Origin of the sequence: Haloarcula sediminis (assembly GCF_035656455.1) — an archaeon.
Taxonomy (GTDB): domain Archaea; phylum Halobacteriota; class Halobacteria; order Halobacteriales; family Haloarculaceae; genus Haloarcula; species Haloarcula sediminis.
The window spans coordinates 272,550-286,235 of record NZ_JAYMGA010000003.1; the positions used below are offsets into that span (position 1 = coordinate 272,550).

The following is a 13,686-nucleotide window of genomic DNA, read 5'->3' on the forward strand; positions in this document are numbered from 1 at the left end:
TTCACGCTCAATGACCACGTCGTCATCGGCAGACAACATCCAGAAGGCCTTTTTGAAGTACCAGCACGTGTTCGTGTTTCTCGCGCCGCTGCTGTTTATTGTGTCCGTGTACTTCCTGGCGCCGACGCCGGCCGACGCCGGCGCCGGCTACTGGCTGGAGTCCTGGTGGCTCTGTGTCTTCTTCCTGCTTGGCGCGACCATCGTCAACACCGTGGGGATAAGCGGCTCCGCGCTCTTTGTCCCCTTTCTCATCTTCATCTTCCCGCTGCTGGCCGGCGAGACGCTGGACTCCCAGACGCTCGTGAAGATCGGCCTCATCAGCGAGTCCTTCGGGCTCTCTAGCTCGTCGCTGGCCTTTATCCAGTACGGGCTCGTCGACCGCAAGCTCGCGCTGAGCCTGGTGCTGGGCGCTATCCCCTTCGTCGTCGCGGGCGCCCTGCTCTCCTTTGTCATCCCCGCACCGATATTCCACGCGCTGCTTGGCATCGCGCTCATCGTGGCGTCCTATCTCCTGTTCAACGCCGACCTGGGCCACGGCGAGCCCGACGCGGCCGGCGACGAGGAGACGGAGGTCTCGGCCGATGGCGGCGAGTCCGAGCTACCCGACGACAATGACAAGCTCGGCCCGGCCGGCGTCGAGACGGCCGAGGACGGCACCGTCACCCGGGTCGACCGCGACGGCGACGACTACACCTACTCGCGTGGCGGCTGGCTCGAACGGTTCGGGAACTACAGCATCGGCGGCGTGTTCCAGGGGCTTGCCGGTTTCGGCGTCGGCGAACTCGGCATCATCTCCATGCTCCGGACGAACGTCCCGGTGCGGGTCGCCATCGGGACCAACCACATCGTCGTCGCGCTCACCGCGGTGCTTGCCTCCCTCGTCCACGTCTTCGGCGGCGGGCTGGTCCCCGGCGGCCACAGCCTTGACCTCGCCTCGACGCCGTGGAACATGGTCGTCTGGACGGTCCCGGCGACGGTCACGGGGGGCCAGATCGCGCCCTACGTCTCGGCAGCCATCGACACGGAACTCATCAAGAAGGGCGTCGGTGTCCTCTTTGGCGTCATCGCGGTCGCGCTGTTCCTGATGGCCTCCGGTGCTTTCTAACCCGTCCGCGTTCTGTCTCCCCCCATGTACGACGATATCCTGCTTCCGACTGACGGGAGCGACGGAATCGAGGTGGCCACGGAACACGCCGCGGCCATCGCGGAGCGGTTCGACGCCACCGTCCACGTGCTCTCGGTGGTCGACACGCGCAACCGCTTCGAGAGCCCGGCGAGCGGGCTCTCGGCGGCAGCCTGGAAAGAGGCGGAAGGCGAGCGGGCCAACCACGCCGTCGAAACGACGGTGGCGATGCTATCCGACGAGGTCGCCGTCGAGACCGAAGTCGTCGAGGGCGTCCCCAAGACGGCCATCCTCGATTACGTCGACGACGAGGGGATGGACATGGTCGTGATGGGGACCCACGGCCGGACCGGGCTGGATCACTATCTCATCGGCAGCGTCGCCGAAAAGGTCGTCCGTCGGTCGCCGGTCCCGGTCGTCACCGTCCGGCTGACGGAGGACTAGACGGGCGTCGAGGGCGTCTCGGCGGTCGGAGCCGCGCCGGCGGGGTCGTCGGGTTCGGCCTCGCGCAACTGCTCGAACGCCGCGGCGATAACGGCCAGCGAGAACAGCGAGCCGGGCGCGGTCAGGACCGCAAGCGCCAGCTGGCCGACGACCGGCGGGAGCAGCAGGCTCGAAACGAGTCCGCCGACGCCGCCGAGCAAGCCGGCGACGGAGACGACGATGACGACGAGGACGAACAGCACGAGCCAGTGCCCCTTGCTGAGGCGGTAGCTCGACCGGAGCGCGTCGACGAAGTTCCGGTCCTCGACGGCGACGTAGGGCAGCATGAACAGGAAAGCGACGTAGGCGATGATGCCGGGGACGACCAGCGCAATCGTCCCCAGCCCGATGAGCAGGCTGTAGACGAGACCGCCGACCACGGCGTTTGCGAGGGCGAGCGGGACGTTCCGGGTGAACGCCCCGGGCGGGAACTGCCCGCCGTCGCCGGCGACGAACGTCCGGATGGCGACAATAGAGAGGTACCCGCCGGCGAGCGTCCCGACCAGATAGCCGCCGACGGCGACCGACAGCGGGACGTCGAGGACCAGCGGCATCGCCTCGGTGGCCTCGGTGAGCCCGGCCCGTTCGTAGAGACGGACCACCATCGTGTTGCTGAGCGGCAGTAAGGAGGCCATCAGGACGGTGTACGCGGCAAGCAGTATCGCGCCGGTTCGACTGAGCAGTTTCTCCCCGCCCGAACGGAGGGCGGAACTGATCTGGAGGGACATCAACTGTCACCTACAGAGAACTCGATGAAAAGGTTTGTCTAGCTATGTGATCTAGAGACACGGACTACGCGCCGGCGGCGAACGCGGCGAGGTCGTCGGTCGGGACGAAGCCGTCGGCCCGGCGGTCGACCAGTTCCCCGTCGACAAAGAGGAGGAACGTGGGGACGCTGCGGACGGCGAAGTCGGCGACCGCGTCGAGGTCGTCGCGGGGGTTGAACTCGACGACAGTCGCATCGGTCGACCGGGCGACGCCGTCCAGAACCGGCGCCATCGACTTGCAGATGGTACAGCCGGCGGTCCGGACCATCACTAAGACCCGCTCGTGTTCGGCGAGCAGGGCATCGAGTTCGTCGCGCGTGCTGATAGTTGTCGTACCGTCGGTCGTCGTCATGCGTAACCTACGCGGTCGACGGACAAAACGCCTCGCCAGTGGTCACGGGGCGGCGCTGCGCTGCTCGCAGGTGACCGCGTACTCGACGGACCGGTCCTCGCTCGTCGCCGCGGAGACGCTGTCACCGTCAGCTGTCACACCGAACTCGACCGAGACATGGTACTCGCCGGGAGCGTCACAGGTGACGGTCGTAGAGATGTCGGTCTCGTTGCCGACACCGAGTTCCGTCGACTCGCTGCCGCCGCTGGTCGAGAGTCCGGACACCTCCTCGACTGTGTAGTCGACGGCGAGTGTCACCGCTTCGGTGAACTGGTTCGTGACGGCGACAACGGACAGGTCGACCGACTCGCCTTCGTCCACTGTTATCGTCTCGTCGGAGTAATCAAGCGCCATGTAGGCGTCGTCGTCGCCGACGACCTCGACGGCCACGCTCCGGTCGGCCTCCGCCGAGGTGAACCCGCCAGTGCCCGCGATGAGGCCGACGACGGCCACGAGCGCGCAGAGAACGAACAGAACTCTACGCATCACTCACCTCCGGGGGGGACTCGCCCGTTCCCAGCCGATTCCGGCGCGTGAGTACGTAGTGTGACACCGAGGAGACCAACAGCGCCGCGAGCAGGAACACCGTCCAGCCGACGTACGGTATCGCGGCGAAGGGCGCGATATCCAGCCACGACAGCGTCACGAGAATCGTTCCGATGGCGCTGAAACCGATGTAGTAGAAGCTCCACGGGATGTCGTACGTGTCGACCACTTCGAGATAGATATCGAGGTCCTGCGCGGCGTCCGTGATGGACACCTCCCCGGCCCGCTGGTCGAACTCGATGATACCCGTCTCGTCCATCTTGGGCAGGTGAAACTGCTGGAGCGACGTGTAGACGGTCTTGCGCTCGCTGGCGGAGATGTTCGCGATGTCGGTCTCGTTCTCCCAGGCGGCGACCTGCTCGGCGAGGTCCGAGAGCGTCGCGGCTGCGTCCTCGTCCTGCAGGTAGTGCAGGATGAACCGGCGGCGGCGATTGCTCAGCATCTCGAACGCGTCGTCGCGCGAGAGCTTGTCCTGCCCACTCTGTACCCCGGCCGACTCTGGGGTCTCCCCCGTACCCGATATGGCCTTGCTCATGCCGTATCCCACCCCGGATCCCAACTCCGGTTACTTGACATGTAATGTGAGAGAGGTTATAAATGTTTTCGTGAGACGAACAAGAGTTAATTTCCGGAAAGCGAAAATTATAATGTGTGGTTATTTCTAACAGAACGGAACATCTGGTCGGAACGGTACTACGAGGTGTCCAACAGCTCACGCAGCAAAACGCATTTCTGGTATGCCTCGCGGAGATGGTACTTTGCCTTGTCGTCCTCCGCCATCTCGAGGGCCGTCTCGAGATGGGTTTCGATGGGCGTCGCCTGGGGGGAGTGTGATTCGGACATCGGTCTCATCGATAGACATATTCGAGGCTCTGGACTTTGTATTGAAGTTTGTGAACTCCCCACAAATGTAGTTTGAACACCACCGTTCGGTTATTCTCGGCGGCTGACCGGCTCGTTTGGCCGGATTTCACCACCATGGTAGACCACGCAGTGGCTGTCGAGTGCCGGTCAAAGGGCGATATACCGGCTGGGCCCGCCAGCAGTGGGGAGCGCAAAGACCGCATACTGTCGTTCAAACGTATTGTGCAGATATATCAAAGAGAATACTACAATGCGGGTAGGGGTGCTTGCACCTGATAGCACGTTCGACCCACCTAGCGGCGTAGTGGGGGTGGGCAGGCGTGCGCTGAGACAACTATGAACCGACGCAAGTTCCTCATCGGCGCAGGATCGCTCGCGGCCGGCTCGGCCGCTGCAATGGGTACCGGGGCGTTTTCGATCGTCAGTGCCAGTCGTACGCTTAACGTGAACGTTGCGGGTGACCGTCAGGCGTACTTAGGGCTCGACCCGACGATTAGCCAGTACGCATCGATCAACTCCAGCGGGCAAATGGAACTGGAGTTCGATGGCTCCAACGGCCAGAACGGGGCTGGACTGAACGACGAGGCGACTTCACTCTTCCAGAACGTCTTCAAGATAACCAACAACGGGACCGACTCGATCAATGTTGTCGTCAACGGTCTAGACACCGACGCCGGTGGCGATGGCAACGGTGTCGACCCCCTAGCGGTGTACTGGACTTCGAGTGAGGTCGACGAGAACTCACCGGGATACGGTGAGATGAACGTGATGAACGGGTCGCCAAACCCGCTCGGAGACGAGAGCTACGGAACCTCTGCGAGCCTCCTTACTCTTGATTCGGGTGACAGCGCTTACATACACTTGGAATTCTACCTGAGTGACTCGAGTACATTCAGCGATGTCAAAACGGACCCCAGCGACATTCCGGGCGAACTCGGTCTCTACGCCCAGGGATACAACCGCTGAGAATAACTGAGTCTAGCCTACACTCAAATTCACTCCCGTACAACTGGTTGAACCTCACGGCGACAGCGGCTTCCGACTCCGGACGTTCGATGAGACGTTAACGATAGTCGCCGAAGTTCCCGACAGCTAGGAGGAGGCACAACGCCGCCTCCCGCCCACGCCGGCATCTCGGCGGTTCGATTCCGCCGGTGGGCCTCGCCCGAGAGGGCGACACTTGACCCCTAGCCGGTCTGTCCTGACCCCACAGATCCGTTCACCCCGGCGGGCCGACGCCGCCGGGTTTTCCCGGCTGATACTCGTGAAAACGTCGTTTGAACCGGCTTCAAACAATCAAATACTAATTGCGTGGCATGAATATGTAGGGACAGACTCGTCTGTATGTCCCGCAAAGGGCTCCTCCTCGTCGCCGCGCTCGCCACAGCAGCGGTGCTCGTCCCGACCGGCGCGGCGCCCTTCGGCCTGACGGGCACCGACGACGTGAGCGGGGACATCGAGCTCCGGCCCGCCGACGGCCCGAACGGGAACTACGCCCTGCTGAACGAGAACGACGAGCTGGAGCTGCTGTTGACGGGCGCGAACCCAGCCATGGAGGGCGAGGGTGTCAGTTCGAACGCGGTCACGCCGATTCCCCGCGTCTTCACGATGACCTACACCGGGGACCAGTACGCGAGGGTCTGGCTGACTGACGACGCCGAGGACGTGCGGTTCTACCGCGGTGACGACAGCGACGACTCGCTGGAACGGCGGGCAAACAGCGTCGTCCTCGGACCGAGCGAGACAGTCACCGTCGGGCTGCTGGTGGACACCCGCGGCGACCACGACGTCGAGCAGGCCGATACGTTTAGTGTGAACGCGGAGGTGGCCGACGGGGACGACGACGACGATGGGTACACGCCGCCGACGCCGACGCCCACCCCGACGGAGACGCCCGCGCCGACGACGCCGACCGAGACGAGCGACGGCGGCGTCGAGACGCCCGAAGGGGACGACAGCACCGACGGCACGCCGGCCGCCGGCGGGACGCCTACGGACGCGGAGACGCCCGTCTCGACGCCAGAGGCCGAAAGTTCCGACGGTGGCGACGGACTGATCGAACTGGGCGGTCTCGGCCTCGGCCCGCTGGTGGTCATCGGCGGCGGACTGCTGGGACTGCTCGCGGCCCTGGCCGGCTACCGACAGTTCGTGTGAGCGCCGGAACTGTGATACCGCCGACAGTCAAAAGCCCAGAACGTACCGATGCAGGGAATCGAAGAGCGGGACTCGACCGACGCGGGACCGCTCGGCGTGGTGTTCGGGCCGGTGACTGTGGCGGACGTGCTGTTGCTGTGTGCGGTCCCGGCAGTGTTGCTTGCGGCCGCGACGCTCCCGCTGTCGGTTCGGCAGTCGCTCGTCTTCGAGTACGGCGACCCGACTCTCCGGACCGCGCTGGCCTCGTCGTTCGTCCACGTCGGCCCGGGACATCTGGCGGTGAACCTGCTTGGCTACGCGCTCGTGGTCCCGGTCGCGTACCTGCTGAGCGTGGTCAACGGCGAGCGGTGGCGGTTCCGTGTCGTCTTCGTCTCGCTGCTGGCCGTCTGTCCGGTGGTGTTGTCGTACCTGAACCTGGCGCTCGTCCGCGCCGGCGGGAGCGCCGGCTTCTCGGGTGTCCTGCTGGCGCTGTACGGCTATCTGCCGCTGGCGCTGGCGACCCACGCCGAGACGCAGTTCGGTATCGGACGCCGGCGGACGACCGCGCCGCTGCTCTTTTTCCTCGGACTGCTGGTGATCACGCTGTTGACCCTCGGAGCGGTGTTGACCTACGGCGTGACCGTCCCGTTCCGGGGTCGGACAGTCGCAGTGGGCGACGTCGTCACGGCGACACTGGTCGGGCTGCTGGCCGCGCTCGTGCTCGTCGTGGCCCTGTATCTGCTATCGGCGACCGGCGAGGGGACGGCGTGGTGCGCGACCCTTCAGGCGGCCGCGGGCAGCGCGGGCCACTTCGAGCTGGCCGTCGTGGCGACGGGGCTGTTCCTGGCGCTCCCGTTTGCGACCTTTCCGGTCGACCCCGTCGTCGGCGGTCGGGTGCTGAACCTCTACACGCATCTGCTGGGGTACGCGCTCGGGTTCATCGCGACGTACATACTGGTCGTCCTGGAGTCGGAGTGGCTCAGTTCGCTGTAGCCACTCGAACCCGAAAATGACAGTTTCCTTTCACACAAACGGTTATATGTCAGGGAATATGATTCTACGGTGATGGGACTGCGCAGGGTGGGGACCCTACTCGGAGAGGCAGCGCTGGTCGTCTTCCTCGTCTCGATGGTCCTGGGGCAGGTGCTCGGTCAGCCAGTGCTTCTCGGGTTTGTTACCTCGGGGAGCATGGAGCCGACCATCGAGACCGGAGAGGGGTTCGTGGCCATCCCGGCCGACATCGCCGGCCCCGTCGAGGAGGGTGATGTCGTCGTCTTCCGGGCCGAGGAGATACAGGGCGGCGGGCTCACGACCCACCGCGTCGTCGAGGAGACCGACCGGGGGTACGTGACGAGAGGCGACGCGAACCCCTTCACCGACCAGGACGGGGGCGAGCCGCCGGTCAGCGAGGCCCAGATCGTCGCCGTTGCCTGGCAGCCCGGCGGGACGATCCTGACGGTGCCGGGCGTCGGGGTCGTCGTCGAGGGGACACAGAGCGTTCTACAGGCCACACAGCGGCAGCTGGCCGGCCTCTTCGGGTCGCGCTCGCTGCTGGGTACGCAGGGGCTGGCCTACCTCCTCGTGGCGCTGTCGGCGCTCGCGTACGTCGCCGACGTGGTGTTCGGTGGCGACCGCAGACGGCAACGGGACACGGCCCGGGACACCGGGACGAGCGTGCATCTCGTCGTCGGCGTTTTCGCCGCCGCAATAGTGCTGTCGGCCACGGCCGCGATGGTCGTGCCCGCGGGACCACAGGAGTTCGGCGTCGTCAGCGCCGAGAGCGACTCGCCCGGTCCGCGCGTCATCGAGCAGGGGACCAGCGAGTCGGTCCAGTACACCACGGCCAACGGCGGGTTCGTTCCGGTCGTCCGGTACGTCGAACCGGTCGACGACGGCGTCAACGTCGAGCCCCGAGCGGCCGTGGTCGAGCCCCGGTCGTCGGTCAACGGGACGCTGACGCTGTCGGCCCCGCCCGAAACCGGGTACTACCGGTACCACATCGTCGAACACCGGTACCTGCTCGTCCTCCCGCCCGCAGCGATCCGGTCGCTGTATCTGGTCCACCCGTGGCTCCCCGTGGTCGTCATCGACGCCCTACTGGGCGGGTCGTTTTACCTGCTTGGCGTCGCGCTGGTCGACACCGGACGGGTCAGGTCACGGTCCCGCAAGAGCCTCTCCCGAATCAGACGACTGCTCTCGGGGAGGCGGTAGCCGTGCCGGCGAAACACCGTCGGCGGGCGGCCGCCGGCGACGCGGCTACGCGACTCGGTGGAGCGAGACGGCAAACAGCTAACAGGGGGAGTGTCAGACGATGGTAAATATACTCGATACGATGGACAGAGGGACACGCCGCGTTCGGACAGTGATAGCCGACAACTACGCGCTGGTACTCGGGTGCCTGCTGCTCGTCGGGGTCCTCGGCGGGTACCTCACGTACGCGACACACGTCGAGCGCGGGGCGGTAACGGAAACGCGCGAGCGGGTGTCGTGGCAGTCGAGCGGGGAGTTTACACACCGGGCGACGGTGGTAAACGGGACCAGCGCGTTCGCCGAGGGGCGCGTGCTACGGAACCGCACGACGTACTTCCGGTCGGTCACACCGCGGTTGAACGGGTCGTTCACCTACGGCTACGGGGCCAGGGGCGGGGGTGACCTCGCCGTCGACACCACGCTGTCGCTGGTCTTCCGGTCCGTCGAATCGGCCGACGAGGGAGCCGAGACGGTGTACTGGCGGGTCGACCGCACCGTCGCGGAGTCGAGCACGCAGTCGCTTCGCCCCGGCGAGCGGACGACAGTGCCGTTCTCGGTGAACGTCAGCGCGGCCGACGCCGAACGCCAGCGGATCGACGAGGAACTCGGCGGGACCCCCGGGGAGTTACAGACCGTACTGGTCGCTCGCACGGAGCTGTCGGGGACCCGCGACGGGCAGGAAGTCGACACCGTGCGAACCTACCGGCTCCCGATCGAATCCGACGGCAGCGTCTATCGCGTCGACGACCCCGGCCCGGTGACAGATTCGGACAACCGGAGCGAGCAGGTTCGCGTCCCGGCCACGTACGGCTCGCTTCGGACGGCCGCCGGGCCGCTGCTGGCGCTGCTCTCGCTGGGCGGAATGTCCGGGCTCGTGTACGCGAGCCGTACCGGCTGGCTGTTCATCTCCGCGCGCGAGCGGGAGTGGCTCGCCTACCGCAAGACGCGCGAGTCGTTCGACGACTGGATAACCACCGGCCGGGTGCCGGCCCACGACAGCCCGTCGACGGTCGTCGAGGTCGACTCGCTCGAAGGGCTCGTCGACGTGGCTATCGACACGGACAACCGGGTCATCGAAGACCAGACCCGGAATGCCTGTCTCGTCCTGGCAGGCGACAGGTGGTACCGCTACGACACCCCAGTCGAGCCGGCGGAGCGACCGCCGCCGGAGACGGTGGACTCGCCGGACGACGCCCCGCCCGCGGTGGAGGGCGACACTGAGGAGTGAGACTGCCGGCTGTACCGACCCAGTTTGTTACCGCGACGGTCTGCACGAACGGGTAGTCGGCGAGAGGAGTCCCGGCCGACCGTGGGGTATAATGGGGCCGACCCCCCGAGGTCGGGTATGGACGCGGCGCTCGGGCCACCGGCGAAGATGGCCGAGCTGGACGACGAGCTGACGCCGATGATGGCCCAGTACTTCGATCTGTGCAAACAGTACGACGAGGCACTGGTTCTGTTTCAGGTCGGGGACTTCTACGAGGCCTTCTGTGTGGCCGCCGAGCGGGTCGCTCGGCTGTGTGAGATCACGCTGACACAGCGCACCGATTCGACGGGCGAGTACGCGATGGCGGGCATCCCCATCGACAACGCCGAGTCGTACATTGAGACGCTGCTCGATGCGGGCTACCGGGTCGCCATCGCCGACCAGGTCGAGGACCCCGACGAGGTCAGCGGCGTCGTAGAGCGGGCCGTCACGCGGGTCGTGACGCCGGGGACACTGACCGAGGCGGAGCTACTGGACGGGGCCGACAGCAACTACGTGGCGGCGCTGGCGGCGGGCGAGGAGTACGGCCTCGCCCTCGTCGATATCTCGACGGGCGCGTGTTACGCGACCAGCGTGGGCTCCGAGACGGCCGTGGCCGACGAGCTGCGCCGGTTCGGGCCGGCGGAGGCCATCGTCGGCCCCGGCGTCGACGTGGACCGGGAGGCGGTCTTTGGCGGGGGCTGTCTCGTCACCGAGTACGACGCCGACGCCTTCGACATAGCGCAGGCGGGGGCCCGCATCGAGCGCTATTTCGGCCCGCCCGAGCGGCTGCTCGCGGGCGAGGCCGAGCGGCGGGCCTGTGGCGCCCTGCTGGCCTACGCCGAGTACACCCGCGGGAAGTCGGGCGCGGTCGGCCCGGACGGCGAACCGGTCGACCCCGACGTCGACCCGGAGGGGACCCTCGACTACCTGAACCACCTCACCCGCTACGACCCGCGGGAGTACATGCTGCTCGATGCGGTCGCCGTCGACAGTCTCGAACTGTTCGACCGGCGCTCGGTGCGGGGCCACGGGAACCTGACACTGGTGGACACGGTAGACGAGACGGCCTGTGCGCTGGGTCGGCGCAAGCTCACGGACTGGCTGCGCCGCCCGTTGCTGGACGAGGACCGCATCGAGGCGCGCCACGAGGCCGTCGGCGAGCTAAAGCGGAGTCCGGGGACCCGCGAGCGGCTCCAGGAGTTGCTCTCGCAGGTGTACGACATCGAGCGGCTCATCTCGCGGGTGTCCCGTGGCCGGGCCAACGCGCGGGACCTGCGCTCGCTTTCGGCGACGCTGTCGGTGGTGCCGGACGTTCGCGAGGCACTCGCCGACGCCGACTCCCGGCTGCTCGCGGACTTACAGGCGACGCTCGACCCGCTTTCCGAGACCCGCGAGGAGATCGAGGCCGCCATCCGGCCCGACCCGCCCCAGCAGGTCACCGAGGGCGACGTGATTCGGGCGGGGTACGACGACGAACTGGACGAGCTTCGGTCGACGGAGCAGTCGGGCAAGGCGTGGATAGACGACCTCGAAGCGAGCGAGCGCGAACGCACCGGCATCGACTCGCTGAAGGTCGGCCACACGGCGGTGCATGGCTACTACATCGAGGTGACCAACGCCAACCTCGATTCGGTGCCCGAGGACTACCAGCGCCGCCAGACGCTGAAAAACAGCGAGCGCTACTACACGCCCGAACTGAAAGAGCGCGAAGAGGAGATACTCCGCGCGGAGGCGGCAGCAGACGACCTGGAGTACGAGCTGTTCTGTCAGGTGCGCGACCAGGTCGCCGAGGCGGCCGAACGCGTCCAGGCGCTGGCCGACAAGCTCGCGCGACTGGACACCCTCGTCGCCTTCGGCGAGGTGGCCGCGACGCGGGGGTACTGCCGCCCGACCGTCGGCGCAGACGGCATCCACATCGAGGCCGGGCGCCACCCCGTCGTCGAGCGCACCGAGGAGTCGTTCGTGCCGAACGACACCAGGCTGGCGAGACGCCGACCGGAGGGCGGCGTCTCGGAGCGAGCCGGTGACCGCAGGGAACCGGCGACACAGGACGACGATACCGACTCCCACTTCGTCGTCCTCACCGGGCCGAACATGAGCGGGAAGTCGACCTACATGCGACAGGTCGCACTCTGTTGTGTGCTCGCCCAGACCGGCTCGTTCGTTCCGGCGTCGTCTGCCGACCTGCCAGTTCTCGACCGGGTCTTTACCCGCGTCGGCGCCAGCGACGACATCGCCGGCGGCCGCTCGACGTTCATGATAGAGATGACCGAACTGGCGACCATCCTGACGGAGGCGACGGCCGACTCGCTGGTCCTGCTGGACGAGGTCGGTCGGGGGACCTCGACGGCCGACGGCCTGGCCATCGCCCGCGCGGTCACGGAGTATCTCCACGACGAGGTGGGCGCCTACACCCTCTTTGCGACCCACCACCACGACCTGACGGCGGCGGCCGACGAGCTGGCCGGGGTGGCCAACCGTCACTTCGAGACGAGTCGGGAAGACGGGTCGGTCGTCTTCGACCACGAACTGGCCGACGGGCCGGCCGCCGCCTCCTACGGCGTCGAGGTGGCGTCGATGGCCGGGGTGCCCGAACCCGTCGTCGAGGACGCCCGCGAGCGCCTGTCGACCTCCGGCGGGGCCCCGCCGGTCGCCGGCCCCGGGCAGCGCGGGGATGGGAACCCCGAACCGGACCAGTCTGCTGAGGGCCCGTCACGGGGCGACCGGACCGACGACATCGAGGAGCGGCTACGGGACATCGACGTGGCGACGATGACGCCGCTGGAAGCGCTCAACACCCTCGCCGCTCTCGCTGACACCGCCGAGCGCGGACTAACTAACGAGTAAGGGACCAGAGTTTTTATGATAAAATGAATACACTAACTGTATGAACTGCCCCGGTGGGAAAACTGATGGGTCCCCGCTCGTCCGACAGCCAACGGGCACCAGTCCGCTCACAATCACCATCGTTCGCGCCGTCGCAGCCGTCAAGAACGAAGACCCCCAGTCTCTGGAGCCACTCGGCAGCGTAATCGACCCCGAAGCCCTCGAAACGATACTCGACAAGCCCGACAGCGCGGCGCACGTGACCTTCAACTACGCCGACCATCGGGTCGTGGTGACCGGCGACGCGGTCGAAGTGTACTAGGTCGGTTCGAGCGAGACGAACTCCAGTCCCCGCTTTGCGAGCAGCTGGCGCGCCCGGTCGGTCACCGACGGGGCGACCAGGATGCCCCGGATTTCGGTCCCCGCGTGGAGGTCCCGCTCCAGGGCGTCGACGTACCTGCCGAGCTGCCCGACCGCGTCCGGCCCGACGCGGCGCCGTTTCAGCTCGACGACGACGGTCCGACCGGTGGCGTCCTCGCCGTAGATGTCGACGGCGCCGGCGGGGGTCTCCCGCTCGGTCGCCAGCGGCGTGAAGCCGGCCTCGACGAGGGCCGGCTCTTCGAGGATGCGCTCCTTGAGGTCGGCTTCGGTCCCGGTGACGGCCAGCTCCTCGGGGTCGCTGACGTCGAAGGCGGCGGCGTGGGCCACCGTCTCGAAGGTGACATCGAGAGTCTCCTCGGGGTTCGAGCGCTCGGAGTGGAGTTCGAGGGCGCCGTCGGCGACGGTGACGGAGTGGTCACAGCCGGGCGGCTGCCAGTTGACCGGCTGCTGGCCCTCGTCGGTGTGGACCAGCGCCGCCCCGTCCGGTTTCAGCGTCACGTGGCGGTCCCCCGGCCCGAGCGAACTCGCCGCGCGGCCGTCGTACTCGACGGTACACCGGCCAAAGAGCGTCACCATCGCGCCCCGGTCGATGGCGCGGGCGACCAGGTCTCGGGCGGTGTCGGCCTCCGGGTACGAGAGCGTCTCGACGGCGCTGTCGGCGGTCACGGCTGTC

The 13,686-nt window shown here is 66.9% G+C and carries 15 protein-coding genes; 9 read left to right on the forward strand and 6 right to left on the reverse strand.

All coding sequences use genetic code 11. The features are described 5' to 3' along the window. Positions 1 to 10: 10 nt before the first annotated feature. Both VJ162_RS08020 and VJ162_RS08025 read left to right on the forward strand, forming a co-directional pair. Positions 11 to 1,105, forward strand: a complete 1,095-nt coding sequence (locus VJ162_RS08020; protein WP_324663577.1) for a sulfite exporter TauE/SafE family protein — start codon at positions 11 to 13, stop codon at positions 1,103 to 1,105. A 24-nt stretch (positions 1,106 to 1,129) separates the two neighbouring features. Next, positions 1,130 to 1,567, forward strand: a complete 438-nt coding sequence (locus VJ162_RS08025; RefSeq protein WP_324663579.1) for a universal stress protein — start codon at positions 1,130 to 1,132, stop codon at positions 1,565 to 1,567. Here VJ162_RS08025 and VJ162_RS08030 read toward each other — a convergent pair. The 5 genes from VJ162_RS08030 to VJ162_RS08050 form a co-directional block, all read right to left on the reverse strand. After that, positions 1,564 to 2,334, reverse strand: a complete 771-nt coding sequence (locus VJ162_RS08030) for a hypothetical protein (protein WP_324663581.1) — start codon at positions 2,332 to 2,334, stop codon at positions 1,564 to 1,566. The two genes, VJ162_RS08025 and VJ162_RS08030, sit on opposite strands and share 4 nt — an antisense overlap. 64 nt (positions 2,335 to 2,398) lie before the next feature. Beyond that, on the reverse strand, positions 2,399 to 2,725 hold the full coding sequence (locus VJ162_RS08035) for a thioredoxin family protein (RefSeq protein ID WP_324663583.1): 327 nt from the start codon (positions 2,723 to 2,725) through the stop codon (positions 2,399 to 2,401). Positions 2,726 to 2,767: 42 nt separating this feature from the next. Continuing rightward, positions 2,768 to 3,250 (reverse strand): hypothetical protein, encoded by a 483-nt coding sequence (locus VJ162_RS08040; RefSeq protein WP_324663585.1) that lies wholly within the window; start codon positions 3,248 to 3,250, stop codon positions 2,768 to 2,770. Continuing rightward, positions 3,243 to 3,845, reverse strand: coding sequence for a DUF7344 domain-containing protein (locus tag VJ162_RS08045; protein WP_324663586.1), 603 nt, complete (start codon positions 3,843 to 3,845; stop codon positions 3,243 to 3,245). Before VJ162_RS08045 ends, VJ162_RS08040 begins: the two co-directional genes overlap by 8 nt. Positions 3,846 to 4,003: 158 nt before the next feature. Next, the gene (locus VJ162_RS08050; RefSeq protein ID WP_324663587.1) at positions 4,004 to 4,153 is read right to left on the reverse strand and encodes a hypothetical protein; all 150 of its coding nucleotides are present in this window, start codon (positions 4,151 to 4,153) and stop codon (positions 4,004 to 4,006) included. Between the two features lie 357 nt (positions 4,154 to 4,510). Between VJ162_RS08050 and VJ162_RS08055 the strand changes: the two genes are divergently transcribed. The 7 genes from VJ162_RS08055 (at position 4,511) to VJ162_RS08085 (ending at position 12,954) form a co-directional block, all read left to right on the forward strand. Next, positions 4,511 to 5,140 (forward strand): hypothetical protein, encoded by a 630-nt coding sequence (locus VJ162_RS08055; protein ID WP_324663588.1) that lies wholly within the window; start codon positions 4,511 to 4,513, stop codon positions 5,138 to 5,140. Positions 5,141 to 5,518: 378 nt separating this feature from the next. Beyond that, positions 5,519 to 6,328, forward strand: a complete 810-nt coding sequence (locus tag VJ162_RS08060) for a hypothetical protein (RefSeq protein WP_324663589.1) — start codon at positions 5,519 to 5,521, stop codon at positions 6,326 to 6,328. Between the two features lie 48 nt (positions 6,329 to 6,376). Further along, positions 6,377 to 7,300: a hypothetical protein gene (locus VJ162_RS08065; RefSeq protein WP_324663590.1), complete on the forward strand. Its 924-nt coding sequence runs from the start codon at positions 6,377 to 6,379 to the stop codon at positions 7,298 to 7,300. Between the two features lie 72 nt (positions 7,301 to 7,372). After that, entirely contained in the window at positions 7,373 to 8,518 is a 1,146-nt protein-coding gene (locus tag VJ162_RS08070; protein ID WP_324663592.1) for a signal peptidase I, read from the forward strand. 100 nt (positions 8,519 to 8,618) lie between these two features. Next, on the forward strand, positions 8,619 to 9,785 hold the full coding sequence (locus VJ162_RS08075; RefSeq protein ID WP_324663594.1) for a DUF5305 domain-containing protein: 1,167 nt from the start codon (positions 8,619 to 8,621) through the stop codon (positions 9,783 to 9,785). Positions 9,786 to 9,902: 117 nt separating this feature from the next. Continuing rightward, positions 9,903 to 12,653, forward strand: a complete 2,751-nt coding sequence (gene mutS / locus VJ162_RS08080; protein ID WP_324663596.1) for a DNA mismatch repair protein MutS — start codon at positions 9,903 to 9,905, stop codon at positions 12,651 to 12,653. A gap of 40 nt (positions 12,654 to 12,693) precedes the next feature. Beyond that, complete coding sequence (locus VJ162_RS08085) at positions 12,694 to 12,954, forward strand: HalOD1 output domain-containing protein (protein WP_324663597.1); 261 nt, start codon at positions 12,694 to 12,696, stop codon at positions 12,952 to 12,954. Here the strand turns inward: VJ162_RS08085 and nucS are convergent. Continuing rightward, positions 12,951 to 13,679: an endonuclease NucS gene (nucS, locus tag VJ162_RS08090; protein ID WP_324663598.1), complete on the reverse strand. Its 729-nt coding sequence runs from the start codon at positions 13,677 to 13,679 to the stop codon at positions 12,951 to 12,953. The two genes, VJ162_RS08085 and nucS, sit on opposite strands and share 4 nt — an antisense overlap. Positions 13,680 to 13,686: the final 7 nt, after the last annotated feature.

What these genes read in the sequence shown, in the direction of transcription:
- VJ162_RS08040 (WP_324663585.1), bottom strand. Translation starts at nt 3,250, where the DNA reads ATGCGTAGAGTTCTGTTCGTTCTCTGCGCGCTCGTGGCCGTCGTCGGC.
- VJ162_RS08025 (WP_324663579.1), top strand. Translation starts at nt 1,130, where the DNA reads ATGTACGACGATATCCTGCTTCCGACTGACGGGAGCGACGGAATCGAG.
- mutS (WP_324663596.1), top strand. Translation starts at nt 9,903, where the DNA reads ATGGACGCGGCGCTCGGGCCACCGGCGAAGATGGCCGAGCTGGACGAC.
- VJ162_RS08050 (WP_324663587.1), bottom strand. Translation starts at nt 4,153, where the DNA reads ATGTCCGAATCACACTCCCCCCAGGCGACGCCCATCGAAACCCATCTC.
- VJ162_RS08030 (WP_324663581.1), bottom strand. Translation starts at nt 2,334, where the DNA reads ATGTCCCTCCAGATCAGTTCCGCCCTCCGTTCGGGCGGGGAGAAACTG.
- VJ162_RS08065 (WP_324663590.1), top strand. Translation starts at nt 6,377, where the DNA reads ATGCAGGGAATCGAAGAGCGGGACTCGACCGACGCGGGACCGCTCGGC.
- VJ162_RS08020 (WP_324663577.1), top strand. Translation starts at nt 11, where the DNA reads ATGACCACGTCGTCATCGGCAGACAACATCCAGAAGGCCTTTTTGAAG.
- VJ162_RS08075 (WP_324663594.1), top strand. Translation starts at nt 8,619, where the DNA reads ATGGTAAATATACTCGATACGATGGACAGAGGGACACGCCGCGTTCGG.
- VJ162_RS08070 (WP_324663592.1), top strand. Translation starts at nt 7,373, where the DNA reads ATGGGACTGCGCAGGGTGGGGACCCTACTCGGAGAGGCAGCGCTGGTC.
- VJ162_RS08085 (WP_324663597.1), top strand. Translation starts at nt 12,694, where the DNA reads ATGAACTGCCCCGGTGGGAAAACTGATGGGTCCCCGCTCGTCCGACAG.
- VJ162_RS08060 (WP_324663589.1), top strand. Translation starts at nt 5,519, where the DNA reads ATGTCCCGCAAAGGGCTCCTCCTCGTCGCCGCGCTCGCCACAGCAGCG.
- VJ162_RS08055 (WP_324663588.1), top strand. Translation starts at nt 4,511, where the DNA reads ATGAACCGACGCAAGTTCCTCATCGGCGCAGGATCGCTCGCGGCCGGC.
- VJ162_RS08035 (WP_324663583.1), bottom strand. Translation starts at nt 2,725, where the DNA reads ATGACGACGACCGACGGTACGACAACTATCAGCACGCGCGACGAACTC.
- VJ162_RS08045 (WP_324663586.1), bottom strand. Translation starts at nt 3,845, where the DNA reads ATGAGCAAGGCCATATCGGGTACGGGGGAGACCCCAGAGTCGGCCGGG.